General features: G+C 58.4%; 20 protein-coding genes and 1 tRNA gene. 11 read left to right on the top strand and 10 right to left on the bottom strand.

The genetic code is table 11. From position 1 onward, the window contains the following. The first annotated feature begins 124 nt into the window (after positions 1 to 124). Positions 125 to 1,627, top strand: coding sequence for a tetratricopeptide repeat protein (locus CJ255_RS04830; protein WP_124681817.1), 1,503 nt, complete (start codon positions 125 to 127; stop codon positions 1,625 to 1,627). Positions 1,628 to 1,635: 8 nt separating this feature from the next. After that, positions 1,636 to 1,764 (top strand): hypothetical protein, encoded by a 129-nt coding sequence (locus tag CJ255_RS24805; RefSeq protein WP_124681816.1) that lies wholly within the window; start codon positions 1,636 to 1,638, stop codon positions 1,762 to 1,764. On the opposite strand, the gene CJ255_RS04825 is transcribed toward CJ255_RS24805, so the two are convergent. Then, the gene (locus CJ255_RS04825; protein WP_097642961.1) at positions 1,765 to 2,709 is read right to left on the bottom strand and encodes a sigma-70 family RNA polymerase sigma factor; all 945 of its coding nucleotides are present in this window, start codon (positions 2,707 to 2,709) and stop codon (positions 1,765 to 1,767) included. Positions 2,710 to 2,929: 220 nt separating this feature from the next. Here CJ255_RS04825 and CJ255_RS04820 point away from each other — a divergent pair, with 220 nt between their 5' ends. Next, positions 2,930 to 3,235 carry an MGMT family protein gene (locus CJ255_RS04820; protein ID WP_097642960.1) on the top strand — a complete coding sequence of 102 codons (306 nt, stop codon included), beginning with the start codon at positions 2,930 to 2,932 and terminating at the stop codon, positions 3,233 to 3,235. Positions 3,236 to 3,592: 357 nt separating this feature from the next. Here CJ255_RS04820 and CJ255_RS04815 read toward each other — a convergent pair whose 3' ends face one another. Further along, positions 3,593 to 3,829 carry an NAD(P)H-dependent oxidoreductase subunit E gene (locus CJ255_RS04815; protein WP_097642959.1) on the bottom strand — a complete coding sequence of 79 codons (237 nt, stop codon included), beginning with the start codon at positions 3,827 to 3,829 and terminating at the stop codon, positions 3,593 to 3,595. A gap of 432 nt (positions 3,830 to 4,261) precedes the next feature. Here CJ255_RS04815 and CJ255_RS04810 point away from each other — a divergent pair, with 432 nt between their 5' ends. The 4 genes from CJ255_RS04810 to CJ255_RS04795 all read left to right on the top strand — a co-directional run bounded on the left by CJ255_RS04810 (position 4,262) and on the right by CJ255_RS04795 (position 10,555). After that, entirely contained in the window at positions 4,262 to 5,833 is a 1,572-nt protein-coding gene (locus CJ255_RS04810; RefSeq protein ID WP_097642958.1) for an SPFH domain-containing protein, read from the top strand. 218 nt (positions 5,834 to 6,051) lie between these two features. Continuing rightward, complete coding sequence (locus CJ255_RS04805) at positions 6,052 to 7,332, top strand: SPFH domain-containing protein (protein WP_097642957.1); 1,281 nt, start codon at positions 6,052 to 6,054, stop codon at positions 7,330 to 7,332. Between the two features lie 28 nt (positions 7,333 to 7,360). Further along, positions 7,361 to 7,813 (top strand): hypothetical protein, encoded by a 453-nt coding sequence (locus CJ255_RS04800; RefSeq protein WP_174714051.1) that lies wholly within the window; start codon positions 7,361 to 7,363, stop codon positions 7,811 to 7,813. Between the two features lie 168 nt (positions 7,814 to 7,981). After that, entirely contained in the window at positions 7,982 to 10,555 is a 2,574-nt protein-coding gene (locus CJ255_RS04795; protein WP_097642956.1) for a transglycosylase domain-containing protein, read from the top strand. 220 nt (positions 10,556 to 10,775) lie between these two features. Here CJ255_RS04795 and CJ255_RS04790 read toward each other — a convergent pair. Beyond that, positions 10,776 to 10,851, bottom strand: a tRNA-Gly gene (locus CJ255_RS04790). Positions 10,852 to 10,995: 144 nt separating this feature from the next. On the opposite strand from CJ255_RS04790, the gene coaA reads away from it, so the two are divergent. Beyond that, positions 10,996 to 11,955, top strand: a complete 960-nt coding sequence (coaA, locus tag CJ255_RS04785) for a type I pantothenate kinase (protein WP_097642955.1) — start codon at positions 10,996 to 10,998, stop codon at positions 11,953 to 11,955. Between the two features lie 35 nt (positions 11,956 to 11,990). Here coaA and moaC read toward each other — a convergent pair whose 3' ends face one another. The 4 genes from moaC to CJ255_RS04765 all read right to left on the bottom strand — a co-directional run bounded on the left by moaC (position 11,991) and on the right by CJ255_RS04765 (position 16,043). Beyond that, positions 11,991 to 12,503 (bottom strand): cyclic pyranopterin monophosphate synthase MoaC, encoded by a 513-nt coding sequence (gene moaC, locus CJ255_RS04780; RefSeq protein ID WP_097643014.1) that lies wholly within the window; start codon positions 12,501 to 12,503, stop codon positions 11,991 to 11,993. Positions 12,504 to 12,543: 40 nt separating this feature from the next. Next, on the bottom strand, positions 12,544 to 13,896 hold the full coding sequence (locus CJ255_RS04775; RefSeq protein ID WP_097642954.1) for a tetratricopeptide repeat protein: 1,353 nt from the start codon (positions 13,894 to 13,896) through the stop codon (positions 12,544 to 12,546). Between the two features lie 205 nt (positions 13,897 to 14,101). Next, complete coding sequence (locus CJ255_RS04770; protein ID WP_097642953.1) at positions 14,102 to 15,160, bottom strand: SPL family radical SAM protein; 1,059 nt, start codon at positions 15,158 to 15,160, stop codon at positions 14,102 to 14,104. 100 nt (positions 15,161 to 15,260) lie between these two features. Further along, positions 15,261 to 16,043 (bottom strand): inositol monophosphatase family protein, encoded by a 783-nt coding sequence (locus CJ255_RS04765; RefSeq protein ID WP_097642952.1) that lies wholly within the window; start codon positions 16,041 to 16,043, stop codon positions 15,261 to 15,263. A gap of 316 nt (positions 16,044 to 16,359) precedes the next feature. On the opposite strand from CJ255_RS04765, the gene pepF (CJ255_RS04760) reads away from it, so the two are divergent. The 3 genes from pepF (CJ255_RS04760) to CJ255_RS04750 all read left to right on the top strand — a co-directional run bounded on the left by pepF (CJ255_RS04760) (position 16,360) and on the right by CJ255_RS04750 (position 20,790). Then, positions 16,360 to 18,162: an oligoendopeptidase F gene (gene pepF, locus CJ255_RS04760; protein WP_097642951.1), complete on the top strand. Its 1,803-nt coding sequence runs from the start codon at positions 16,360 to 16,362 to the stop codon at positions 18,160 to 18,162. 42 nt (positions 18,163 to 18,204) lie between these two features. Then, positions 18,205 to 20,010 carry an oligoendopeptidase F gene (gene pepF / locus CJ255_RS04755; RefSeq protein ID WP_097642950.1) on the top strand — a complete coding sequence of 602 codons (1,806 nt, stop codon included), beginning with the start codon at positions 18,205 to 18,207 and terminating at the stop codon, positions 20,008 to 20,010. A 129-nt stretch (positions 20,011 to 20,139) separates the two neighbouring features. Beyond that, complete coding sequence (locus CJ255_RS04750) at positions 20,140 to 20,790, top strand: metallophosphoesterase family protein (protein ID WP_097642949.1); 651 nt, start codon at positions 20,140 to 20,142, stop codon at positions 20,788 to 20,790. Between the two features lie 75 nt (positions 20,791 to 20,865). Here CJ255_RS04750 and CJ255_RS04745 read toward each other — a convergent pair whose 3' ends face one another. The 3 genes from CJ255_RS04745 to CJ255_RS04735 all read right to left on the bottom strand — a co-directional run bounded on the left by CJ255_RS04745 (position 20,866) and on the right by CJ255_RS04735 (position 25,250). Further along, positions 20,866 to 23,049: a tetratricopeptide repeat protein gene (locus CJ255_RS04745; RefSeq protein ID WP_097642948.1), complete on the bottom strand. Its 2,184-nt coding sequence runs from the start codon at positions 23,047 to 23,049 to the stop codon at positions 20,866 to 20,868. A gap of 121 nt (positions 23,050 to 23,170) precedes the next feature. Continuing rightward, positions 23,171 to 24,508: a S41 family peptidase gene (locus CJ255_RS04740; protein WP_097642947.1), complete on the bottom strand. Its 1,338-nt coding sequence runs from the start codon at positions 24,506 to 24,508 to the stop codon at positions 23,171 to 23,173. Positions 24,509 to 24,518: 10 nt separating this feature from the next. Continuing rightward, positions 24,519 to 25,250 carry an RsmE family RNA methyltransferase gene (locus CJ255_RS04735; RefSeq protein ID WP_097642946.1) on the bottom strand — a complete coding sequence of 244 codons (732 nt, stop codon included), beginning with the start codon at positions 25,248 to 25,250 and terminating at the stop codon, positions 24,519 to 24,521. Between the last annotated feature and the right edge of the window lie 176 nt (positions 25,251 to 25,426).

The following is a 25,426-nucleotide window of genomic DNA, read 5'->3' as shown; positions in this document are numbered from 1 at the left end:
CCAGTAAATAATCCGCTAACCAGACCTCGCAAATCTGGCATATCTATCAGGTCTAGCCCGTGCCGCGACACCGGATTAATTTCTGGAACACCATTAGTCGGCTGAGGTCTCCGACAGCCCTCGGATGCCGACTAAAGTCGGCACTACGACAGCGGTGATAGGGCTATTGCACTACATCAATTGGTTCATCCGGCTCTGCTGTGCCGCATTGGTTGTTGGCGCGGCGACATGGCTCATTGTGCAGCCCGATCCACGCGATGAACTGCGTGCTGCCGACCGCCTCTTTGTAGCTGGGCGCTACCATGAGGCTCTTGGGGTTTACCTGAGCCTAGCGCCACGTTTACCAGTGGCGCAGTTGCGGGTGGGCATGGTACAGACCATTCGCGGTGAGCGGGTGCCCGCCGAGCGGGCACTGCGTAGCTCCATGCAGCGCGGCTTGGTGCATGCCGATTACCACTTGGCGCTGCTCTACCTAGGCCAAGCGCTTGCTGCTGATGGGCGGTATGCCCTTGCCCAGCACACATGGCAGCTTATGGAGGATTGTCGCAGTGCTGCGGCCTGCACCTACCGCGCCCATGGGCGACTCTTGGCTGGCGAGGCGGCCTTCCAGCAGGGCAATGATACCCAAGCAGAAGTCTGGTTCCGTGCTGCCTTGGCCGAGCCACTACCGCATAGGTGGGCGGTCGTAGCGCGTTACCGCCTAGCCCTGCTCAGGGCTGCGTGGGAAGCGGATGTGGCGCTTGATTATCTAACCCAACCAATCGGCATCAGTGGGCCGGCCCAGCCACTCTTGGCACCACTCATGCCTATGCTGGCGACCACACCGGCCCAGTTAGCGGCCATCCTCGAAGCCCCGAATGAGCAGCGCTGGCTCCTGTTAGGCCAACTCTACGTAGCTCAGGAGCGCTTTGAGCTTGCAGAGGCCCAATTTGCCCAGGTTCCCGCTGAGAGCCCCTATGGAACAGCGGCGGCAGCCTACACTGCGTATATCCACTGGCGTACTGGTGCAACGGAGCAAAGCCTTGCCCGCTTGACCGATCTGGTGGTGGCCAACCCGGAGGCAACCCAACCACGCCTGTTGCTCATTCTCGTACACCTGAGTAGTGCGAACGAGGAAGCGGCACGCGCAGAGATCGAGGGGCTGAGTGAGCTAGGGGTTGACGAAGCGGACATAGAGATTGCCTGGGCCAACTGGTACAGCGCCCGGCGCGAGTATAACCTAGCGAGCCTCGCCTACGACCGGGCCATTGCGGCGGCACCAGAGGATCGGCGGGGGGAGTACGCGCTCTTGGCGGCCCGCTTTCACCTCGCCACCACCTACGAACTCTGTGCGGTAGGCTGGCCCATGGCAGAGGTAGCGGCCCGCGAGCGACCCGATCATGCTGAAGCGCTCACCCTCGTGGCGGCCCACCGCTACCGCTGCGGTGCATTTGCTGATGCGATCAGCGCAGCCGAAGCGGCCCAAGTGGCCGGGCCCAATGCCGAAGCGGCCTACTACGCTGGTCAAGCCTTGGCTGCACTGGGGTCAAACGCAGAGGCGCGTGAAGCGCTTATCCGTGCTGCCGACATTGCCCCTGCTTCGGTCTGGCGTGAACGGGCTGAAGATGCGTTGCGTTATGTCAGATAGGGGCGAGGATGCGTGAGGCGAGGATGCGTGAGGCGAGGATGCGTGAGGCGAGGATGCGTGAGGCGAGGATGCGCGGGCTTCGCGTCCCCGCGTCCCCGCGTCCTCGCCTCCTCGCCTCCTCATGGGCGTATGCCTAGCTACACCTCATCGAAATAGCCATAGAGCCGTCGGCCCAACATCGGATCGCGCAGCTTCTTGAGGGCTTCGCTCTCCAGTTGACGCACCCGTTCACGGGTGAGGCTGAGTTGCTGACCAATCTGCTCAAGGGTTAGGGCCGTGCCGCCCCCGAGACCATAGCGCAACTGGATGATATTACGCTCACGCGGGGTCAGGTGCGAGAGCGCATCAGAGAGGTCGTTACGCAAGAGATCATGGCTCACCGCTTCGAGGGGCGAAGGCTGCATTGGGTCGGCAATAATCTCAGCCAAGGTTCCGGTACCATCATCGGTATGGGCCTCATCGAGCGAAGCCGGGGTCATAGCAGCCTGCTCGGCACGGGTGACCTGTTCGATACTGAGCCCCACCTCCTTTGCGATCTCTTCAGTGGTCGGTTCACGATCTAGGCACTGCATCAAATGCTGGCGTGCCCGGGCCAAACGGGAGAGGCGTTCACCAAGGTGGACAGGCAGGCGCACGGTACGGCTCTGATCCGCAATGGCCCGCCCCACACTCTGGCGAATCCAATAGGTCGCATAGGTCGAGAACTTGAGCCCACGCGACGGATCGAACTTATCCACAGCCCGCATCAGCCCTAAGCTACCCTCTTGGATGAGATCGAGCAGACTGAGGCCGTGGCCCTGATAACGACGGGCAATACTCACCACGAGGCGCAGGTTGGAATTGATCAGTTGGGCGCGCGCATGATCACCCGCATCGGCACAGGCATGGAGTTGCTGCCGATCTTGCGGAGTAATCGGATGCTCATCGTGGGCCAAATGGCGCTTTGCTTCGCGCCCGGCTAAAATGGCCCGCGCCAACTCCTGCTCTTGGTCAAAGGTCAAGAGCGGCTCGTCGCCAATCTCATTCAGATAGAGAATAATCGCCTCAGCCGTGGTATGGCTCGTGTAGGCTGGATTGGTCATATGTTTCTCCCCTTCCTGCCCGTTCCCGGTGCTGCGAACCCGAAGCGGACAACAGACAACAGCAGGCACTCAATAGAACGTAGCAGAAGCGAAGCCTAGCTGAGAAGGTCGCACCCATCTATGCGCCCTCCTTCTGGGGACGTCACTACAAAGTATGCGCCAACGGGTTAAGAGAAGGCTTAGTCCCAGATTAGAAGTAGATGAGAGAGTTAGGCAACATATGAATAGCAACTACCATGCCATTTATGCGGTTGTACGTAGTATTCCAAGCGGGCGGGTGAGCAGCTACGGGCGGGTGGCGCTGCTCGCAGGTCTACCTGGTCAGGCGCGGATGGTTGGCTATGCGTTGCATGCGCTCCGCAGAAACGACCAGCCTGATGTGCCTTGGTGGCGTGTGGTGAATCGCAACGGTTTCATCAGTAACGCCTATGAAGCGGATTTACAACGCAGCCTGCTTGAGGCGGAAGGGGTTGTGGTAGGCGATGATCATCGCATAGATTTGACGCGGTTTTTGTGGGAGGCATAGGCATTACGTTAAGCCCCCGGTGGGGGCTTGGGGGAGGCTGAGCCTCCTCCAAAAAACCCTTTGTTAGCGCGAAAAAGTTCTGGGCCGCGCCGCTTGGCTTCGACAGGCTCAGCCAGCGGCTCGACAGGCTCAGCCAGCGGCTCGACAGGCTCAGCCAGCGGCGCGGTGACTGCCAACCCAAGGATTCTTCGCGCTAACAACCCTTTTTGTTCCGTGTTGGCGGCTTCGCCTTCAACACGGAACAAAAAAATGGGTTTGGGGCGTAGCCCCAAGATGGGTTTTTAGGGCGACAGCCCTAAACATCATGCGTATGGGCGTAGCCCCACACAGTGGGTTGTAGGGCGGTAGCCCGCAACGTCACGCAACTGGCTCGGCCAGTTTCGCCTCAACGAGGCGAATCAACTCGCAGGGCGGCAACTGGGCATAGTAGTCCTCTTCGATCATCACCGCTGGAACATCCTCACAGGCGGCCATGCAATCCAACTCTTCAATTGCGATCTCATTGGGGTATGTTTGCGCCAACTCCGCAACGGTGCGGCAAAATTCCGGGCGGCTGCGGGTGCAGAAGCGGCACACGGTGAGTTGAACACGCATTGCAACATTAGCCTTTCCAAACCTCAGAGCCACTTTCTTCGCATGGCGCTGTGTTGTGTGCAAGATTGGGAGCCGGATCGCTTGGTAGCTTGTGGCTCGCTGTGTGTATTGTACACCCTTTGCCACGATTTTGCAATAGGTTTGGAAAGATTTTCATGATTAAAGCCTGCTTGTGGCTACGTGTTGCTCCCTGTGCGCGCTGCAAAGCCCGAATCAACCCTTTTTTAACCAACTATTCCCGTTAGGCGCATGCTACAATGGTAGCGTTGGTTAGGGAAGGTTGCTTTACCAGCTTGCGGGGATGCGTGAGGCGAGGATGCGAGGGCTTCGCGTCATCGCCTCCTCGCCTCCTCGCAAGCTATCATGTGGCTACGAACCATCCCCTAGATGCTTTCGCGTCGCGTCGTCATCAGAAAGGAGCGCCGCTATACCATGAGTCTCCCACCAGCCGTGCAACGCGCCGCTAGTTTAGCTGAAGACCTGCTGGGGACTGAGCAGGTCGAGCAGTTTCGCATGAATGCTGCCGATTTCCTCTCGCCGCGTAGCGCCGGTGAGTCGGCTGGCACGCGCATCGAGCAGATGAGTACCCCCCTCGATGATGCCGCCGAAACGGTCAATCGCAGCTTTGCCCAACGGGGCCAGGGTGGAACATTTACCAATGTGATCTCGCCGGTGGTGATCCCGCGTGATCCCCGTTCGACCGTTTGGATGTTTGTGGCGGGTGCCCTCGTGATCTTTGGGATCATGGGCGCGGCGGCTGCATGGGTCTTTGATAGTGTGGTAGCCTTCTTGATTGGCACCAGTTCGTTGAGCGTTGTCCTCTTTGGCCCCCACTACTGGGTGCTGCTGCTGGCCTTCATTGGCTACAACCTCTGGCGCAATAGCTTTGTCATGGTACCCGATGGCTGTCAGGCGCTGATTACGCGCTTTGGTAAGCTCGAACGGGTCGTCTCCTCCGGGCGTACTTCGATCATCGATCCCTTCAAGAAGGTGAGCTATATCGTCAATACGACCCGCGAGTATCCCTACAATGCGCCCATCCGCGAAGCACCAACTGCGGGCCAAGTGAATGCGTCGGTTGATCTCTTCTTGCAATTTAAGATCGAAGACCCCGCCGCCTTTATTTTTACCCTTGGTGGTGCCCGTGGCTTCCAAGAGAAGTTGCAGAATGCGGTGAGCGAAGTGACCCGTGCGTTGATCTATGATCAGCGTGCTTCGGAGATCTACAATCTTGTAGGTGAGAGTACCCAAAGCCTGCTCGATACGCTCAATCAGCAGTTTCTGCCAGCGGTGCGCTTTGTCAATGCCAATATTACCCACGCGGAGCCATCGAGCCAAGAGTACCGCATGGATTTGGCCGCCCCCGAGATGATCCGCGTCGCTAAAGAGGCCTATACCTACCAATATGAACTACAAGTTCGCAAGGAGCAGGACGAAGGCGATCTCAACCGTGAGTTGGCCGGGTTGCACGAGCAACTCTCGGCTATTCGGGCCGAGATTGCTACCTATCAGGCGCAGATTGATACGGCGCGTGAGAAGGAGATCTACCGTGCGAATGCCTACGCCAGTCAGCTTATGAGCGAAGCCCAGAGTGCTGCGCGGGCTAATGCGGCCCTGCTTGAAGCCCAGGCGCTCGATATTCGGGCCGTCAGTGCAGCCGCCTTCCCCGAAATCCTTCAGTATCGCTACCAACGCGACATTCTCGACCGGCTGGAAGCGGTTGCGGGCCATCTGCCGCAGATCGTTCAGGCGGGCGGTGAAGAGCAGACCATTGACTTCCTTGAGACGGCCCGGCGGATGGTGGGGGTGAGCGATGAACCGCTCTTTGGCCCCGAAGAGGTACGGGCCATCAGTGGGCGGCTTGACGAGATCAAGGCGCGTATCCGTGCGCGCAACGCTCAACTCAGCCGCCTCGTGGCCGAAGATGTGCCCGCCGCTGCCGCCGCCGCACCATCGGCAGCCGCCGCCCCGCCCGTGGCACCTGTGCAAACACCAAGTAGCTAAATAGGAACGTAGGAAAGCAGGAAGTAGGAAAGTAGGAAAGTAGGAAAGCAGGAAAGCAGGTTTGTGGCGTCAGGATGGGTTGCAAGCCCCTACACTATGATCCTTTTTTCTTCCGCATTGGCGGCTTTGCCGCCAATGCGGAAGAAAAAAATAAAGCGTTCTTCGGGTGCGGCGCAGCCGCCTCCACACCCCGCATAGTTTATAGTGGGAGTCACTAGATGACTGATACACGACGTGAATTTTCCAAGATCAAAGAGGCGGTCGCCGTCTGGGGGCGTATCCGCGAACTGCTGCGGAGCGGCGAATCGGGCCATGTCGTGCCGGTGGTCATTCCTAAAGATCGCCGCCGCGCTGGCTGGCTGGTCTGGCTTGGGATCGGTTTCTATTTCTTGGGTATGGCCCTCTTTAGCGGCGGTTTGCTCTTGTGGATGGGCCTGCCCCTGAGTATCCTCTTCTTCCTCGTTGCCCTTGGTTCACTCTTTAATATGGCAAAGATCGAGATTGAACAGGGAACCACTGCGGTCTATTCGCGCTGGGGCCAGATTGTGGGCGTGCTTGGCCCCGGTCTGCACTACCTCTGGTGGCCATGGGAGAAGATTGAGGCGGTGGTGGATACGAGTACCGAGATTCCCTATACTGCCCCTGTGCTGGCTAGCCCGACCCGCGAGAACGTGCCGCTCAAATCAATCGAGTTTTTCCTCAAGTTTCGCATTGATGACCCGGTGGCCTTTGTGCGTAACATTGGGGCGAGTAATTTCGATATGGTACTCAGTAGTGCGGTGCAGGATGCGATTCGCCAGCGTTCGCGCCAGGTTGAAACTGAGCGTGCCTATGACCTACGCGGCTCCGATGTGGGTGATATGCAGGTCAATCTGAACCGGCTGTTGGCACGCTATGGGGTACGCATCACCGGCGCGAATATTCCTGATGTGCAGTTGCCCGACCAGTACCAGCAGCACCTCGCCACCCGCGAGCGGGTCTCGAAGGAGCTTGAAGCCTACGCCCGTGAGTGGGAGTTGACCCGCAAGCAGCGCAGCGATAATCTGCTCCTTGAGATTGAGCGGGCGCGTAAGGTCCGCGAGGCGCGCCTGGTGGAAGTGCGTGCTGCGGTCAATAAGGCCCGTGAGGATGTGGCCCGCACCATTCAGCAGAAGGAGACCGAAGCGCAACGGGTGCGCTGGGAGATTGAGGCCCAAGGTAAGTCTACGCTCAAAGAGGCCGAAAACGAAGCTCGTGGGCTGCAACACCTTGGCCAAGCCTACCAAGACAACCGTGCGGTCTTGCACTACGAACTGGCCCTGCGCCGCCTCGCCGTAGCCGAAAAACTGGTACGCACCGCTCCACGCCCGCTTATTGTGCAGACCGGCAAAGGCGAACAGTCGCCCCTCAGCACCCTCGTACTCGCCCAACTGCTGCCGCGCCTGATGCAAAACGAACAGCAGGCGAATCAGTGGTCAATGCCTGCAACCCTACCGGAGATTCCTTCGTATAACCAGTAGCAAGCCTACACATACGAAGGAGCGTATCATGAACCTCAATCAGCCTCAAGCCCGCACAGCCGGTATCATTCTCATTACTCTCGGTGTCGTCGCCATCTTCAACCTTTGGTGGCTCCTGCCTGCGGCCCTATTGGCCATGGGTGGCGTTGTGGTCTACCGTCGCCAGAAGTTGATCGGGCAGACCGGCCAGGCCGTACAGGGTGCCCTCTGGGGGCTCGGCTTGGCCCTGCTGCTACTGCTCAACTTCTTGATCCCCGGCGTCCTCCTGCTTGGCGGTGCCAGCCTGCTCATGCGCGGGCGTGAGGCCGAAGTCGAGGCTCGCTTCTGGGCCACCATGGGTCGTTTGGGCCGTCGCCGCCCTACGCCTGCACTCAACGCCCAACCCACCCCGCCCGCCCGCCATGCCCACCCTGCCCCGCCGGTGACGGTTGAGCAGCAGGAAGCCCAGCGTAATGGCAATGAGACGATTCGGTTGAATTAGATGAGGAGAACGGAAGAACAGAAGAACAGGTGAACAGAAGAACAGGTGAGCAGAAGAACAGGTGAACAGATTAGCATGAAAGTAGCGTAGCGTTCCTCTGTTCTTCCGTTCCTCTGTTCCTCTGTTCTTCCGTTCTTCTGTTCCTCTGTTCTTCCGTCCCTCAGCACGGTGTCTAACCTCAATCCCTCCCCCCCCCCGCCCCTGCGCTTCATCAAGCGGCGTCGCCGAGGCTCGCGCCTACGGCGGCGTTATCCGTTGTTGGCCTTTGGGCTACGTCTGCTCTTGGCCTTGCTGAAGCTGAGCCTGCTAGTTGTACTGCTGGTGGCCCTTACGCTGGGCACGGGGGCAACATGGCTCTACATGCGCTATGCTGACGATCTGCCTGATCCGCAGCGCATGAGTGAGCATCGCGCCTTTGAGACGACGCGCATCTATGCGCGTGATGGCACGACGCTGCTCTATGAATTGATTGGCCCGCAGGATGGTCGCCGTACTCCCGTGGCCTTTGAGCAGATTCCTCAGATGCTCAAGGATGCAACCATTGCGGTTGAGGATGCCGGTTTCTATAGCAATCCCGGCGTGGATGTGCGCGGCATCATCAGGGCCGCGCTGCAAAACTATACCAGTGGCGAGATTGTGAGTGGTGCTTCGACCATTACGATGCAGTTGGTGCGCTCGATTCTGCTCGATCCGGAAGAGCGGGCGGAACAAAGCTATGAACGTAAGCTACGCGAGGCTATCTTGGCCTACCGCGTGAGCCAAAACTATGGTAAAGATCAGATTCTGAACTTGTATTTGAATGAGGTCTACTATGGTGCTCAGGCTTACGGCGTAGAAGCGGCGGCGCAAGCCTATTTTGCCAAGCATGTTTGGGAGTTGAATCCTGCTGAGGCGACGCTGCTGGCCGGGTTGCCACAGGCACCGAGTGTCTACAACCCTTTTACCAACTTTGTAGCCGCTCGGGCACGCCAACGGGTGACGCTCAACCTGATGGTGCAGCATGGCATGCTGAGTCGGGCTGAGGCTGAGGCGATCTATGCCGAGCCAATCACGCTGGCACCAGCGCGGAGCGATATTGTAGCGCCCCATTTTGTCTTCTACGTCCGCGACCAACTGGAGCGCACCTATGGCCCCGATCTGCTCTACCGGGCCGGACTGCGCGTTGTGACCAGCCTTGACCTCGCGTGGCAGGCTGAGGCGGAACGGATCGCGGCGGAACAGATTGAGCAGTTGCGGGTACGGCGTGCCAGTAATGCTGGGGTGGTCATGCTGGCCCCCGATGGCCAAATTCTAGCCATGGTGGGCAGCGTAGACTACCATGCCTCCGATGGGCAAGTGAATGTCACTATGGCCCCGCGTCAGCCGGGTTCGGCGCTGAAGCCCTTTATCTACGCGGCGGCTATGCAGCGGACTTGGACCCCCGCGACGATCATTTGGGATGAACCTACGCGCTGGGACGCGCCGGGCGGCGGGGTCTATCAGCCGCGTAACTATGATGGTGGTTTCCATGGGCCTATGCGCCTCCGCATGGCTCTCGCCAATTCGCTCAACATCCCGGCGGTTAAGGCGCTTGAATATGTAGGTGTCGCCGCCTTTGTGGATCAGATGAGCCAACTGGGCATCTCAACCTTTGACGATCCCACGCGCTACAGTCTAGCGATGGCTTTGGGCAGCAACGAGGTACGTTTGTTGGAACTGACCGGAGCGTACCACGCGCTGCTCAATGGGGGGCGCTACAACCCACCCGTCGCCATCACCAAAGTGAGCAACAGCCGTGGCGAAATGCTTGAGCGCTGGCAACCCACCCGGGGGCGTGCGGTCTTTGGGCCCCAGAGTGAACAGATTGCCTATTTGATCAGCGACATCTTGAGTGACGATGCGGCGCGCCACTATATGTTTGGACGCGGCAACGTCATGGAGTTACCAGGGGTCATTGCAGCGGCCAAGACGGGCACATCGAACGACTTCCGCGACTCCTGGGCGCTGGGGTATTCTACCGATGTAACCATTGGCGTCTGGGTAGGCAACAACGACTCCTCGCCAATGCAAGAGATCGCAGGGGCGAACGGAGCGGGCCAAATCTGGCATGCGCTGATGCTCCGCTACCACCAGGGCCGGGCTGAGACAGCCTTTCTGCGGCCAGCCGGGATCGAAGAGATTCCCGTCTGCGCCGACACGGGCGGACGGGCGGGCGAGGGTTGTCCGCGCACCATCAGCGAGCTCTTCCTGGCCGGTAGCGGCCCGAGCGACGTGGATGTACTCTACCAGACGGTGCGCGTGGCGGGCGACGGGAACTGTTTAGCGGCCTCATACACACCGGCTGCCGAAGTGCGCGAAGTGCGCTACCCGATCTACCCAGCCGAGTTTCAGGCATGGGCGGCGCGCAACGCCCCGCAGCCACCAAGCGAGCCATGCCCGCCGCCGAGCGCCCCGGAAGCGGCTGTTGCGCTGCTCAACCCCCTCGGGGTCAATGGCACCATCACCACAACCCAAATCTTCATCAGCGGCACCGCACGCGGCCCCTATACCCTCGAAGTTGGCGCGGGCGAAACCCCGGCCCAATGGGAACTCTTAGGCCAAAGCAGCCTCGCAGTCGAAGCGGGCCTCTTGGGGGTCTGGAGTACCAACGGGCTGACGGAGGGTATCTACACCCTACGGCTGCGTGTGGCGACTCCGGAGGGCTTTAGCATCAGCACAACCCAAGCGGTAGAATATCGGCAACGTGGTGAGCCGCCGCAATAGCGCAAAAACCCGATACCTTTCAAATACGACGGGTTTGTTGACGCAAAGGCGCAAGGGCGCAAAGTTTTTTGCATATGAGCGCCAAACCTTTGCGGCTTTGCGCGAGCTTATTTGAAAGGCATTGCGCAAAAACCTATTTTCTATTTTCCATTTTCTTGTTACTGTATCCTTCCCTCATGCAAACTGCCGGCACTCATGTTCAGAGTACCGGCAGTCTTAATGGAGCGGGAGACGGGATTCGAACCCGCGACCTACACCTTGGCAAGGTGTCGCTCTACCAACTGAGCCACTCCCGCGAGGGCTCTCAAACTGACAAGAGAGATTGTAGCATACTCTGCCCAAAGATGCAAATCGTAGCGGGGCGGCTTCACCGTATTGTTAAAGATGTGGCATAATTCCCTCTACACAATTGAAGATCAAAAGGGAATCGAGACACTGAGATGGTCACCACCTTCGCTGCCGAACATGGCGTGAGCCCATACCTCCGCTTTTCTCGGTCCGACTGGGCGCGTTTGCGCAATGGGGCGCAGCTACCCTTGACCACATACGAACTTGACCGGATGGTTAGTCTGAACGACACGGTTTCGCTCGACGATGTAGCCGACATTTATATGCCGCTGTTACGTTTGCTGCAACTGTACTATGAAGCTTCGCAGCAACTCTACCAGGTGACCAATGTCTTTTTGGGGAGCCCATCGCAAGGGCGCGTCCCCTATGTGATTGGGATTGCTGGGAGTGTGGCGGTGGGCAAAAGCAGCACGGCGCGCATTCTGCAAGCCCTACTGGCTCGGCAACACCCGGAATTGGCGGTCGATCTGATTACGACTGATGGCTTCTTGTACCCCAATCGGATCTTGCAAGAGCGTGGGATCATGCACCGCAAAGGCTTCCCGGAGAGCTACGACCGGCGCATGCTGATTGAGTTCATGGCCAATGTCAAATCGGGGTTGCCCTACCTTGAGGTACCGCTCTATTCCCATCTGACCTATGACATTATGCCGATGTTGACGCAAGTGATCGATTGCCCCGATATTCTGATCGTCGAGGGGCTCAATGTTCTCCAGCGCGGCGGGCGTCCGGCACGTACCCCCCAGGTCTTTGTCTCCGACTTCTTCGATTTTTCGATCTATGTAGATGCAGACGAACGCCATTTGCAGCAGTGGTACATTGAACGTTTCATCCGCCTGCGCGAAACCGCATTTCGCAACCCATCTTCCTATTTTCGGCGCTACGCCGAACTGAGTGAAGAGGAGGCCATTGCAACGGCGCGACGCATCTGGCGCGAAATTAACTATGTCAATCTTAAGCAAAACATTGAACCCACCCGCGAACGTGCCGATCTGATTTTGGAGAAGGGTGAGCGCCATATGTTAGAGCAGGTTTATTTGCGAAAATTGTAGACACATGGTGCTGCAAGCATCCTGATGCCGCAAACCTATTCTCTCGTTTCTGGGTCCTTCTCTAAGATAAACTCCCCACTGCTTCCGCCACGCTTCTCGGCGAGCCGGATAGCTTTGATCTGCATGGTGCGATCCACCGCTTTGCACATATCATAGATGGTGAGTGCGGCGGCACTTACGGCGGTAAGCGCCTCCATCTCGACTCCCGTTGGTCCATTAGTGCGTACCGTAGCTTCGATCAACACAGACTGGTCAACTGGATCAGGGATAATCCGCAGGGCAACGTGGGTAAGCATAAGACTATGGCAGAGTGGGATGATCTCAGGGGTACGTTTGGCAGCCATAATGCCAGCCACGCGTGCTACAGCCAAGACATCGCCCTTGGGTAGCTCACCACTGAGGATGCGTTGCAGGGTTTCGGCTTGCATGCTCACGAGCCCACGGGCCACAGCTTCGCGTTGGGTTGATGCTTTAGCCCCGATGTCAACCATGTGGGCATGGCCGTCGCTATTTAGATGGGTAAAATCAGTTGGTTTTTTTGTGCTCATATCATTGTAGATTGTAGATTGTAGATTGCCGGACATGGCATTACATCTGGCGAAAGAGGCTGCCGCGTTGGGCCCAGGCCCATGCGTTTTTGGGGTCAATTTCAATAGCGCGGGTGAGATCAATGTAGGCTTCTTCAAAGATCTGCAGGGCTTGATAGGCGGCACCACGTCGGCTGAGCGTCCACGAGTCTTGCGGATTCATGTCGAGGGCTTGGTTGAAGTCGTTGATCGCTTCGTCAAAGCGTTTCGAGAGGCGGTAACATTCACCGCGTTCGGCAATAATCCAGGCGACCTCGGGGCGCAGGGCGGAGGCTTGCGAGAGATCGGCAATCGCTTCGTCGTAGCGACTGAGGGCGCGATAGGTCTGGCCACGGCTGCCTAAGGCCCAGGCGTAGTTGGGGCGCAAGGTGATGGCTTGGGTGAAATCGGTGAGGGCTTGGGCGTACTGGCGGCGTAGGCGGTAGATTTCGCCCCGCTCGGCATAGGCACCGCTGTGCTTGGGATCGAGTTGGATCACATTGGTAAAATCGGCCAGCGCCTGTTCATGGCGGCCTGTGGTGCGGTAGAGCGAGCCACGTTGCATGTAGACCCAAACGTAGGCGGGATCGAGTTCGAGGGCTTGGGCAAAATCGGCGAGGGCGGCATCATGGTTGCCTAGGGAGCGATGGGTCGCCCCACGGCTGCCTAAAGCCCAACTGTAGTCTGGTTCCAACTCAAGCGCTCGGTCGAGATCTTCAAGTGCTTCTTCCACCTGATCGTGGAGTCGTCGCACCTCACCCCGTTCGGCGAAGAGCCACGCTTCGTTGGGCGTCAGTTCAAGGGCGTAGTCCAGATCGGCCAGGGCCTCGCTGTAGCGCCCTTGTTCGCGGTAGCAGACGGCGCGGTGGCCAAGGGCCCAGACGTAGTTGGGTTCTAGCTCAATGGCCCGCGAGAATGCAGCAATCGCTTCGTCGTAGCGCCCCATCACGCGCAGCACCTCGCCCTGTTCGGCGATGATCCAGGCCATCTCGGGGGCCAACTCGCTGGCCCGTGTCAGATCGGCCAGCGCCTCAGCGTGACGGCGCAGAGCCCGCAGACTCTGACCGCGGCTCCCCAAGGCCCAGGGGTAGTCGGGGCGTAGGACGAGGGCTTGGCTAAAGGCTTGCACCGCTTCTTCGTAGTTGCGGGTGAGGCGCAGAACCTCACCTAATTCAGCATAGACTGGTGCTTCTTCGGGTTCGAGGCTTGCCGCATGGCGCAAATCGGCCAAGGCTTCGTCGTAGTGCCCTAGTTCACGCAACAATTGGCCGCGTTGGTAACGTGCCCAGATGTAGTCGGGATCCAATGCAAGTGCCCGATTGAAGTCGGCAAGTGCCGCTTCGCTGCGATCTTTTTGCAGATCTTCTAGTGACATAAGGCAACCTCAAGGTAAGGCTTCCTGTGGGTGAGGCGAAGCCTCACAAAAAAACTCTTTGTTAGCGCAAAGAAGCCCTGGGCCGCGACGTTGGCTGAGCCTGTCGAAGCCAACGTCGCGGTGGCTTCGACAAGCTCAGCCAACGCGACGCACCCCCACGAGCCCAAGGTTTCTTCGCGCTAACAAAAAGATAGCCCCAACAATACTACGGCTCAAGCCCTAAAAGCGGACAAATAATCGGCGCAAGGGGCGTCTGTTTGATTGCATTGGGATCAATATTCCCAGTATAGATCTGATCGGCGAGTTCGCGCTGGATGGTGGCGATATGGTCGCGGCCACTGGTGCGATCGCGGAAGGCGGCGTGTTTGAGCAGGAGGGCCGCTTCGTTGCGTGGGGCGAGCCGTCCGGCAAAGAGGCGGTGGGGGGCACGAAGCTCAAGGGCTAGGCCGTTGCAGCGGGTGGCGATGGTTGCATCGCGCTCTTGGCGGTAGGCGCTGCTGACGACCGTCTGTTCAGCATAGATGTCGCGGTAGTAACTGGCCGGATAGGAGCCGAGGCGAGCGAGAATCTCATTGATCCGGAAGCGGTGGCGCTCATTCGGGATGTGCAAGTAGTCCCAGATAACAAAATCAACCTGGGCGGCGGCACAAGCGCGCAGGAGGCTACGCAGACCACTGTCGGTGTCGTTGACATAGGGCATAATGGGCAGCAGGGCGACCCCCACTGGTACGCCTGCTCGTTTCAACTCGGCCAACATCTCAAGGCGCAGGGCTGGCGGTGGCGCTTTACCCTCGAGTCGCGGGGCAAGATGGGGATCAGCAGTGAGCAGCGTGGTCATCACGATTGCTAGGCTCTGCTCATTGATCCGTTGCAGCAGCGCAGTATCTTCAAGCACCGTGGCGCTCTTGGTCAGCACGAGGGTAGGTTGACCGCGATCGGCCAAGACTTGGAGAACTTGGCGGGTGAGGCGGTAGGTCTGCTCGGCGGGCTGATAGGGATCACTGAGCGCACTAATGGCAATCAGGTCGCCACGGTCCACGTTGTCCAGCTCTTGAGCGAGGCGCTGGGGCAGATCGAGCGGTACGCTGATGGTCTCATTGAGCGGGCGATCACTATAGATCCAGCTATCGCAGTAGGGGCACCCAAGCTCACAACCACTATAGATGCTCAGAGTATAGCTGGAGAGGAAGAATTCGTTGATGGTAGGGCGACGCTGGCTCAGGGCGGGCGCATCGTGCAATGAGTCGCGGATGTAGTAAGCCATAGTCTACCAATTCTTGTTGAACATGGCGCATGCACAATGACCATCAAGCGCATTGGGACGCCATGTTCGGCTTTTAGCTATCGGCTATCGAAATTTGGCATTAGTCTACATCCTCACGGCGTGCGCTGGCCAATTCACGCAGTAGTTCATCATGGATCAAACCATTGGAGGCAACCATTCGGGGATCATCGGCATGCCAAGGCTCATCGGCCCAGTTGGTGATGGTGCCCCCCGCCTCTAGCACAAGCAGTGCGCCAGCCGCCACATCCCAGGGGCTCAGGCCCAACTCCCAGTGGGCATCACTGCGGCCCGCCGCAACTGCGCAGAGGTCGAGAGCCGCCGAGCCGGGGCGGCGAATATCTTGGGCTTTGAGCAGCAGATGGTTGTGTTCGCGCAGATTGTTATCGGGTTGGCTGAAGCGGTTGTAGGGAAAGCCAGTGGTGAGTAGCGCCTGCGCCAACGTAGGCGTCTGGGAGACCTGGAGTTTCCGTCCATTACAGCGTGCCCCACCGCCACGTTCAGCGGCAAAGAGTTCATCGCGCATGGGATCATAGACGGCTGCGAGGTGCAACTCACCGCGCCGCAGCACAGCCAGGGAGACACAGAAGAGCGGCAAGCCATGCAGATAGTTGAGCGTCCCATCAAGCGGATCAACCAACCACTGGTATTCAGCCTCTGCCCCAACCGCACCGCCCTCTTCAGCTAGAATCGCGTGGTCGGAAAAGCGTTCACGGATGGCGGCCACAATCAGAGCCTCACTCGCATGATCGGCATCGGTGACGACATCAGCAAAGCCCTTCGCCGTCACTTCGCGGCGTTCAGCAAAGCGTGCCCGTAGGACAGCACCAGCACGCAGGGCCAGATCGATGACAAAATTGAGCATGAGGCACCTCGGTAAGCGTGAGTAGGTAAGCGTAAAACTAGTGCTATTGTAACATGGGTAGTGAGTGCTACAATACAATCAGGGAAGGATACAGGAAGCAGGAGATAGGAAATAGGGCTGAGAGGCTGTCTGAGAAGTCTATCAACTGGCGTTGGAGTGCCGGCTTCAGCCGGCTAAAGCCGGCACTCCAACGTGCGCCCACTAGCTTTTCAGACAGCTTCTGAGGCTTCAGAGTGCCTTGGGATCCTCATGACTGTAACGTAGCCTGAAACCATCCCAACCAGTGTAAAACCTCTCCAAACCTGAAAGGAACCATATGACAACTTCCTTGCCTCAACGCCATGAAGTGGCGCTTGAAGATACATGGAATCTTACGAGTGTTTATGCTGACCAGGCTGCGTGGGAGGCGGATGCCAATGCGTTGACAGCGGCGGTGCCTGGGTTGGCGCAGTATCTTGGGCGTCTGGACGATGGTGCAACGTTGTTGGCCTTGTTTGAAGAGGCGCAGCGGCTGTATGTGTTGGCCGGGCGCGTGCTGCTCTATGCTTCGATGCGCTTTGATGTGAATACGACCGACCAAGTTGCAGCGGGGCTGCGTGGGCGGGCAATTAGTCTCTATGTGAGTTTGGAGAGTGCCATCGCCTTTGTGGATCCGGAGTTGTTGGGGCTTGGTGCGGAACGTTTGGCGGCACTACGGGCCAGTGAGCCAGCCTTGGCGCGGTATGATCACTATGTAGAAAACCTGTTGCGCCGTGGCCCCTATGTGCGTTCGGCGGAAGTTGAGCGGCTGTTGGCCCAAGCACACGATCCGCTGAGTGCCTCCTATAGCGCCTACCTGATGCTTGCCGAGGGCGAGTTGCGCTTTGCCGAGGCGCAGGATGCTCAGGGTCAGCGCCATCAGGTGGCACCAGGGACGATTGATGCGCTCTTGCAGAGTCCCGACCGTACCCTGCGTCAACAGGCATGGGCCAGCCACCAGGATGGCTTTGTAGCTTTTAAGAATACCTTGGGGGCGATCTATAGCGGCAGTGTACGGACTGATGTCTTCAACGCCCATGCGCGTGGGTATGCAAGTGTGCTTGAGGCGAGCCTCTTTCGCAACAATATCCCTCGCGTCGTTTATGAGCAGGTCTTGGATGCTTGTCAGCGTCATAGTTCAATCTGGCACCGCTATTGGGCGCTGAAGCGGCGGGCGTTAGGGCTGGAACGTTTTGAAGCCTATGATGTGTTTGCGCCACTGGCCCCCTCGCCCCAGTATCGCTTTGACGAGGCGGTCGAGTTGCTCTGTGATGCCTTTGCGCCATTGGGTGACACCTATGTGGCGACGGTGCGCTCCGGTTTGAACGAAGGGCGCTGGGTGGATCGCTACCCCAATCAGGGGAAACAGAGTGGCGCCTATTCAGCGGGGAGCTATGGTACGCACCCATTTATTCTGATGAACTATGATGGAACATTGAGTAGTGTAAGTACGCTGGCGCACGAATTGGGCCATTCGCTGCACACATGGCATGCCAATGCCACCCAGCCGCCGATCTATGCCAACTACAGCCTCTTTGTGGCCGAAGTGGCCTCCAACTTCAACCAGGCGCTGATGCGGGCCCATCTGCTCAAGCAGAACCTGAGCCGCGACGTGGAGATTGCGGTGCTGGAAGAGGCCATGGCCAATTTCCATCGCTACTTCTTCCTGATGCCGCTGCTCTCCGAGTTTGAGCAACGGGTGCATACCATGGCCGAAGCGCATGAACCCTTGACGGCGGATGGGATGAGTGCGATCATGCATGAACTCTTTGTGCGTGGCTATGGGCCTGAAGGGTATGCCGATCCCGTGCGCGACGGGATCGTGTGGGCCCAGTTTCCGCACCTCTACTCGTGCTACTATGTTTACCAATACGCCTCCGGCATTGCAGCAGCGAACGCCTTAGCCGAGTTGGTGCTGCATGGTGGCAACGATGCGCGGGAGCGCTATTTGGCGTGCCTGCGTGCCGGTGGTTCAGTCTATCCGCTGGAGGCGCTCCGCCGCGCCGGGATTGACATGAGTACCCCTGCGCCGCTGGAGCAAGCCTTTGGTGTGCTAGAGCGTTTTGTGAGCCGCTTGGAGCAATTGGTGTCAGGGGCGTAACCAAGTTACGCTTGTTGCCGCTGCTTAAGGAGTCTAACATCTATGTCCATAACAAGCGACAAAGTGCCAACACGGAGCGAGATGGCACTTGAGTACACATGGGATCTGAGCGTTGTCTTTGCCGACGTGAGCAGTTGGGAGCAGGAGTTGGCTGCGTTGGAGGTGGAAGCGCAGGCGATAGCCGCGTTTCAGGGTAGTGTTGGTGCGGGGGCAGAGCAGTTGCTGACGTTGTTGCAACGGCGTGATGCGCTCGAGCAGCGGCTCTATGCGCTCTATATCTACGCGAGTCATCGCAAAGATAGTGATGCGACCGATCCGGTGGGGCAGTCGTTGCAGGAGCGGGCAGGTTCGGCGGCGGCGCGCATCGGTGCTGCGCTGGCCTTTATTGAGCCGGAGTTGTTGAGCATCCCTGAAGCCACCTTGCATGAATGGCTGGCCAACGAGCAAGGCTTGCAGCTCTATGCCTATTGGCTGACCAAACTGAACCGTCAGCGTGCCCATATCCGCTCGGCTGAAGTTGAAGGGGTCTTGGCTGCCTTTAGCGATGTGACCCGCACCCCCTATGAGACCTTTGAGATGCTGGTGGATTCCGATCTGGTGATGCCAACAATTAGCGATGAGCATGGGGCTACCATCCAGCTTTCGCATGGGCGCTACGGGCGGCTGTTGGAGAGCAATGATCGGCGGGTGCGCCACGATACCTTCAAGCAGTACTATAGTGCTTTCCGCCCTTTCCGCAACACCTTGGCTACCACGTTGGGAGCTTCGGTGCGGACAAATGTATTACATGCGCGCATGCGGAAATATGGTTCGGCGCTCGAAGCGGCCTTACACCCCAACGAAATCCCGTTGGAGGTCTACCACAACCTGATTGCCACAGTTGAGGCCAACCTGCACCACAACCACCGCTACATGGAGCTACGCAAGCGTCTGATGGGCCTTGATGAACTGCGCGTCTATGATCTCTATGCCCAGCCGGTAGCGGAGGTTGAACTTGATGTGCCTTATAGTGAGGCGCAGGAGTTGATGTTGGCTTCGTTTGGGCCATTGGGCACGGAGTATGACGCAGCACTGCGTCAAGCCTTTAGCAGCCGTTGGATTGATGTCTATGAGAATGTTGGCAAGCGCAGTGGGGCTTATAGTGGGGGCAGCTATGGTACTCCAGCCTACGTGTTGCTCAATTACCAGAATCGGCTCAACGATGCCTTTACCCTGGCCCACGAGTTGGGCCATTCGATGCACTCCTTCTTTAGTCGGTGCAACCAGCCCTTCATCTACAGCGGCTACACCATTTTTGTAGCCGAAGTTGCCTCAACTCTCAACGAGGCGCTGCTGACCGACTATCTGCTCAAGCATCGCGCCGATGCTGCGCTACGCCGCATGCTGATTGTTGAGCAGATCGAGGACATCAGGCGCACGATTCTGCGCCAGACGATGTTCGCCAACTTTGAGTTGTTGATGCACCAGCGGGTCGAGGCGGGCGAGCCGCTTACCAGCGAGGCATTGAGCAGCAAATACTATGAGTTGGTGGCCAAATACCATGGCCCCACCGTGGTATTGGATGATGAGATCGCCTTTGAGTGGGCGCGCATCCCCCATTTCTACTACAACTTCTATGTCTACCAGTACGCGACTGGGCTTTCGGCAGCGTTGGCTTTGAGCCGCCAGATCATTGCTGAGGGCCAGCCCGCCGTAGATCGCTACCTGAACTTCTTGCGGGGCGGCTCATCGCGTTCACCCATTGAGTTGCTGCGCGGTGCTGGTGTAGACATGACCTCACCCGCACCGATTCAGGCCGCAATGGATCGCTTTGCGGTGCTGTTGGACGAATTGGAGGCGTTGTATTGAGTGGGGCTACGCCCCAGATTTCCCTGTTTTCGTTCGTTGTGGTGGCGTCGTGGTGGCTGAGGCTGTCGAAGCCACCGCGGTGCCGCGCCCAAGCCGCTGCTGGAGGGCATCAGCATCCAAAGAGTTCCCATGCAGATACTGACGATCAGTGACGAGCTCGTTCCGGCTGTCTATAGTCTTAATCTGAAACAGCGCCTGCCGCACGTAGATTGTGTCCTCAGTTGTGGTGATCTGCCCTATTACTATATTGAATTTGTGTTGACTACCTTACAGGTGCCTTGTTTTTTTGTCTATGGGAATCATGATGGCACGCAGTTCCTCGAGAGTGGTGAACAGCGTGTGGCCCCCCGTGGGGCGGTGAATGTGGAGGGGCGCATTGTGCGTCACGGTGGGTTAAGCATTGCGGGCTTGGGTGGTTCGCTACGCTACAAGCCTGATGGTGCCTATATGTATACCGATGCCGAAATGATGCGGCGCACATGGCGCTTGGTGCCGAGTATGCTCTTTCATCACTATCGCTATGGCCGCTACCTGGATATTCTGATCACCCACGCGCCGCCTTTTGGCATCCATAATGGCCCTAACTACCCGCATCATGGTTTCAAAGCGTTCCTCTGGCTGATGGATCGCTTTCGGCCACGCTACCTCATTCACGGTCATGTGCATCTCTCGTATGGCTACGATATCGGCATTGAGAGTTGTTATGGGGAAACCACGATCCTCAATACGGTGGGCTATCGGGTGATTGAGGTTGAGCCCGATTCAGATTGTAGATTGTAGATTGCAGATTGCAGATTGTAGATTGCCGAATATGGCGTCTCAATGCGGTTTAGCGTTTTTGATCATGCGGCATGTTCAAGGGTACATTGGTATGAGCCTTGCCCAATCCAGAATGACTCCGAGATCACGGCGATCAGGTGCGGAAAATGTGGGGCTACGCAGCGTGATCGTGTCGCCCTCGTTGGGTATGAGCATGCTCACTGTGCGCCATGATGCCTCCAGGGTAATCTTGGTGCAATGGGCCGCACGGCAGACCTCTAGGGGCACTGGGGTGGCATCGGGGCGTGGGGCGGCTATGTGCATCTGTAGGATGAGCCGATCAGCCTTTGGCACGGATGCCGGTGCGCTGAGGCGCAGGGAAGCCCTTCCACTGCTCCAACGGCTGGTTACTTCGTCAAGCACTTCGGCTGGGTAGAAGCCCCCTAGATAACCCAAATCCAAGCCATTGCCTACATCAACGTAACTGCGCGGCGCCGGGGTGAGCATCAGGTAGCTCCAATCAATCATTTGCTGTTCACGCAGATACGTTCCGCGAAAGGCGAACCGCGCTTCTTCGTCGCGCCCCTGTTCGCGCAGCAGATCGCCCAATAAGGCACTTGAGGCTACATAGGGCGGACGTTCGGTATAGGCGAAGCGGTAGTAGCGTTCGGCAGCGGTGAGGTTCCCATTGCGCCGGGCGAGGTTACCAAGGGCCAGCCAGCCATCAGGGGTGGGATCAGCCGCGACGGCGGCGTAGTATGCCTGCGCCGCTTGCTCAGTGCGCCCCGCTGCCGCATGGCGGTCGCCCAGTTCACGCTGGATGCTACGCACGACCCCGCGCTGCATCCAATCCCAGGGGTAGTAGTAGATGGCAGGCAGCAATGCGGGCAAGAGCAGCGCAAGGCTCAACAGTACTGGCAAGGGTGACCAGCGCACCCGTCGTAGCAACGTATCATAGGCGAGACCAGCCAAAGCTATCAGGATCATGAAGAAGAAGTGGCGATAACGCCCCTCGGTATGGGTTAACACCCCGGCGGCACAAAAAGCCACCACCCAGAGGGCCAAGAGGAGCGCAAAGCCATCGCGTCGTTGCAATGCAAGCAGCAAGCCGAAGGGGGCCGCAGCGAGGATCAGCAGATAGAGCAGATCATCAAGGATGAGTGCCGTGATGAAGAGGATAGGTGGCGGATCGCTGTAGTCATTGGGCAGCAGAAAGCGATCCTGGATGGGTTTCACCAGCCAGAGATTGTTCCACTGATCAGGAATCCGGCGAAGCAGCATCAGCGGATCTTCACGTAGCCGCTCCATCCCACGCATGCGCGCTTCGCTGGCCCGATCCACCGGATTGGGGATCGCCTCCAGAATCTGGTGAATCTCATCGAGACTCTCACGCGGTTCGTAGAAGGCCCAGAGATTGTAGGCACCACCAGTTTCGATTAGAATGCAGGCTCCGTAGGCGCGACAGTTCCGCAGACTCCACGGTGCAATCACGACCACCACAGTGAGCATGAGTACCAAGGCTGGCATGAAGATTGGTACCAGCGCCTTGGATGCTGTTTGAAAAGTGGCACCGAATTGCTCCACACGACGTGGCACGCGTTGGAGTGCCGGCTTTAGCCGGCTGAAGCCGGCACTCCAACGCCAGTTCATCGCGGTCTCAGTCAGTTTCTTAGATTGAATCTGACGCACACGCCACCAGATCAACCAGAGAGCCACAAGCGGCAAGAAGATCTGGGCCGCCGAGCGGGTGAGGCAGGCCAAGCCAAAGCAGAGACCAGCGAGGATGATCAAGCCCAAACCACCACGTCGGCGCCATGCGGCCAAACAGAGCAACCCGGCGGTAAAGAGCGTACTAAAGAGCGTCTCGCTCATATAGAGGCTCGCAAAGGTCGCGTAGGTCTGCAAGATGGCCGCGAGAGCCGCCGCAATCAGGGCGGGGCGACGGCTCGCGGTGGGGCTGAGTTCGCGGGCGAGGCGGTAGATCAGTAGCACCAACAGCAGACTGAGGGCCAGATTGGGCAAAGCCGCACGATGGAGATCACCGTCGGCCCACCAGAGCGAAGCGGCGAGCCAGAGGGGGTAGAGGGGCGCACGTAGCCAGCGCCAACTCTCGTAGAAACTCCAGCCACGCCCAGCCACCAGATCGCGGGCAACCTGAATATACTCAAGCTCATCGTTGGCCGGATAGTGCAGCGGTTGTGCCCAGAGCAACAAGCGCCAAGCACCCGCAACGACTAAGATGAGCGCGAGCAGGAGAGAAGCTTTGGTTGAATTGGTCATTCATACCATTTCAGATTGTAGATTGCAGATTGTAGATTGCCGAACATGGCGTCCCAATGGGCTTGAGCGTTCTTGATTATGCGGCATGTTCAAAGGGTAATTGGTGTCATACCACACAGGTCTATGCGCCGGTTTGCGGCGCTGGGGGTGGCGGATTCCCATTGAGCAGCCGGAGACCCCAGGCAAGTTGTGCATCACCACAGTGCTCTTGACCTTCGGCGGGGCGACGGTCGGCAATACAGGGGACGGTGTAGGCGATGTCATCGGAGGCGGCCACGATATGCTCAGGGATCAGACCAACCCGATTGATCGCGGTGCCGTTGGGGGTATGCCAATGGGCCACCGTAATCCGTGCGCTACTTCCATCGCGCAGTTGGTGGATATTCTGCACCGAGCCCTTGCCAAAGGTCTGTTCGCCAAGCAGGGTCGTATTGGGGCGCATATCGCGCAGCGCCCCGGCGACAATCTCGGCGGCACTAGCAGAACCCGCGTTGACCAACACCACCATGGGGATGTCGAAGAGTTGGGTGTCGGCGGGGCCACTAATGGTACTGAGTTCCTTCACCACGCCGCCATTCTCATGCTCATAGAGGGCCACGCCGGTATAGAAGCGGCCCAAAACTTCACGGGCGGTCTGGAGGAAACCGCCAGAATTGTTGCGGAGATCGAGCACAATACTCTGGGGCTGCTGAGGAATCAGTTCGCGCAGCGTCTCATCAAGCAACTCGGTGGTTGAGGCTTTGAACTCAGTAATTTGAATATAGGCAACCCCATTGTCGAGCAACTCCGCATTCACCGTAATGACCGGCACCTCATCGCGGGTAATTGCCACATCGAACGGCTCAGCCACCTGCTCCCGCCGCAACGTGAGGGTCACCACCGAACCTTTGGGCCCACGGATCTGCTCGGCCGCAGCGGCAATCGCTTCGCCTTCACTGAGGTCTTCGATAATCTGGGCCATAGGCGTACCATCAACAGCAAGGATAACATCACCAGTCAGCAGGCCGGCCTGTTCAGCAGGTGAGCGACGAAACGGGCGGTGAATCAGAATTTCGCCCGCCTCATAGCGCAGATAGGCCCCAATGCCCTCAAAGCGGCCTTGCATCGATTCACGGCTAACCGCCGCCACTTCAGGCTCTTGGAAGGTCGTATACTCATCCTCAAGCGCAGCCAGCATACCACGAATAGCCCCATAGACCATGCGCTGGCGGTCGAGCGGGGCGGGGCGGTAGAATTCCCCCTCCACAATACTCCAGACCTGCCAAAAGACCGCGAACTCATCGCGCACCTCGGTGGGCGTCTCTTGGCGTGCGCCCATGAGCCGCACGCTGGCAATCAAGCTATCAACCGGCGTAGTGCCAAAGTTACGGGCAGCGACCCAACCGCCACTAAAGGCGAGGGTGCCGACAATGACGAGTGCGACGACCCCAACAATCAGAGCATGGCGTATACGAACCATAGTAGGTCTTTCACGAGGCATACAACAGTGCCGCCATAGCGGCCATAGGTGCAGTTTCAGCCCGTAGCAGCCGCGGGCCAAGGGATACGGGCATGATACCATGCTCGCTTGCGGCTGTCAGTTCTGCCGTCGTGATTCCGCCTTCAGGCCCGCTCAACAGGCTAATGGTTGTGGGCAGCGGTGGGGTAGCCAGCCGCTCGCGCAGCAGTGGTGCCTCACCTTCCCAGAGTAGCAGCGGGAGCGCGGCGGTTGCCGCATGGGCACAGGCGCTGGCGAAGGGCACTGGTGTAGCCACACTGGGCAGGATGGCGCGGCGCGACTGTTCGGCGGCTTCGCGCACAATACGCTGCCAACGTTCATGCTTCCGTCCATCGGCCCGTTCAGCGGGCAGTGAACGTTCAAACACAACTGGCACAACCTGGCTCACGCCCAACTCGACACACTTCTGTAGTGCCCACTCAAAGCGTTCAGGCCGCAACAGAGCCAGAAAGAGGCTCAGATGCCAGGGCGGTTCACCCGCAGGTTGATGGCGCTCGCGCACAACCCCATGCACCTCATTGCGCTTCAAACTGGTTAACTCAACCTCACATGCCCATCCACTACCATCAAGCATCCGCACAAACGCCCCCGGCCCCAAGCGCAACACCCGCACCAACTGATGAACCAATGGTTCATCGTTGATCGTTACATGATCATGGGCCAACGTCGTTGGATCCACAAAGAAGTGGAAAGTGTTTTTCATTATGGGATGGTTCGTAGCCACGTTATCGTTTACGAGGACGCGAGGACGCGAGGACGCGAGGACGCGAGGACGCGAGGACGCGAGGACGCGAGGACGCGAGGACGCGAGGACGCGAGGACGCGAGGACGCGAGGACGCGAGGACGCGAGGACGCGAGGACGCGAGGACGCGAAGCCC

The sequence above is a fragment of the Candidatus Viridilinea mediisalina genome (genome assembly GCF_002532535.1).
In the GTDB taxonomy this organism is placed as follows: domain Bacteria; phylum Chloroflexota; class Chloroflexia; order Chloroflexales; family Chloroflexaceae; genus Viridilinea; species Viridilinea mediisalina.
This window is presented reverse-complemented; position numbering and strand designations above follow the sequence as displayed.

What these genes read in the sequence shown, in the direction of transcription:
- CJ255_RS04815 (WP_097642959.1), bottom strand. Translation starts at nt 3,829, where the DNA reads ATGCGTGTTCAACTCACCGTGTGCCGCTTCTGCACCCGCAGCCGCCCG.
- CJ255_RS04770 (WP_097642953.1), bottom strand. Translation starts at nt 15,160, where the DNA reads ATGGCTTACTACATCCGCGACTCATTGCACGATGCGCCCGCCCTGAGC.
- CJ255_RS04810 (WP_097642958.1), top strand. Translation starts at nt 4,262, where the DNA reads ATGAGTCTCCCACCAGCCGTGCAACGCGCCGCTAGTTTAGCTGAAGAC.
- CJ255_RS04775 (WP_097642954.1), bottom strand. Translation starts at nt 13,896, where the DNA reads ATGTCACTAGAAGATCTGCAAAAAGATCGCAGCGAAGCGGCACTTGCC.
- CJ255_RS04735 (WP_097642946.1), bottom strand. Translation starts at nt 25,250, where the DNA reads ATGAAAAACACTTTCCACTTCTTTGTGGATCCAACGACGTTGGCCCAT.
- CJ255_RS04750 (WP_097642949.1), top strand. Translation starts at nt 20,140, where the DNA reads ATGCAGATACTGACGATCAGTGACGAGCTCGTTCCGGCTGTCTATAGT.
- pepF (WP_097642951.1), top strand. Translation starts at nt 16,360, where the DNA reads ATGACAACTTCCTTGCCTCAACGCCATGAAGTGGCGCTTGAAGATACA.
- CJ255_RS04740 (WP_097642947.1), bottom strand. Translation starts at nt 24,508, where the DNA reads ATGGTTCGTATACGCCATGCTCTGATTGTTGGGGTCGTCGCACTCGTC.
- CJ255_RS04820 (WP_097642960.1), top strand. Translation starts at nt 2,930, where the DNA reads ATGAATAGCAACTACCATGCCATTTATGCGGTTGTACGTAGTATTCCA.
- CJ255_RS04765 (WP_097642952.1), bottom strand. Translation starts at nt 16,043, where the DNA reads ATGCTCAATTTTGTCATCGATCTGGCCCTGCGTGCTGGTGCTGTCCTA.
- moaC (WP_097643014.1), bottom strand. Translation starts at nt 12,503, where the DNA reads ATGAGCACAAAAAAACCAACTGATTTTACCCATCTAAATAGCGACGGC.
- CJ255_RS04800 (WP_174714051.1), top strand. Translation starts at nt 7,361, where the DNA reads ATGAACCTCAATCAGCCTCAAGCCCGCACAGCCGGTATCATTCTCATT.
- CJ255_RS04805 (WP_097642957.1), top strand. Translation starts at nt 6,052, where the DNA reads ATGACTGATACACGACGTGAATTTTCCAAGATCAAAGAGGCGGTCGCC.
- coaA (WP_097642955.1), top strand. Translation starts at nt 10,996, where the DNA reads ATGGTCACCACCTTCGCTGCCGAACATGGCGTGAGCCCATACCTCCGC.
- CJ255_RS04830 (WP_124681817.1), top strand. Translation starts at nt 125, where the DNA reads ATGCCGACTAAAGTCGGCACTACGACAGCGGTGATAGGGCTATTGCAC.
- pepF (WP_097642950.1), top strand. Translation starts at nt 18,205, where the DNA reads ATGTCCATAACAAGCGACAAAGTGCCAACACGGAGCGAGATGGCACTT.
- CJ255_RS04825 (WP_097642961.1), bottom strand. Translation starts at nt 2,709, where the DNA reads ATGACCAATCCAGCCTACACGAGCCATACCACGGCTGAGGCGATTATT.
- CJ255_RS04745 (WP_097642948.1), bottom strand. Translation starts at nt 23,049, where the DNA reads ATGACCAATTCAACCAAAGCTTCTCTCCTGCTCGCGCTCATCTTAGTC.
- CJ255_RS24805 (WP_124681816.1), top strand. Translation starts at nt 1,636, where the DNA reads ATGCGTGAGGCGAGGATGCGTGAGGCGAGGATGCGTGAGGCGAGGATG.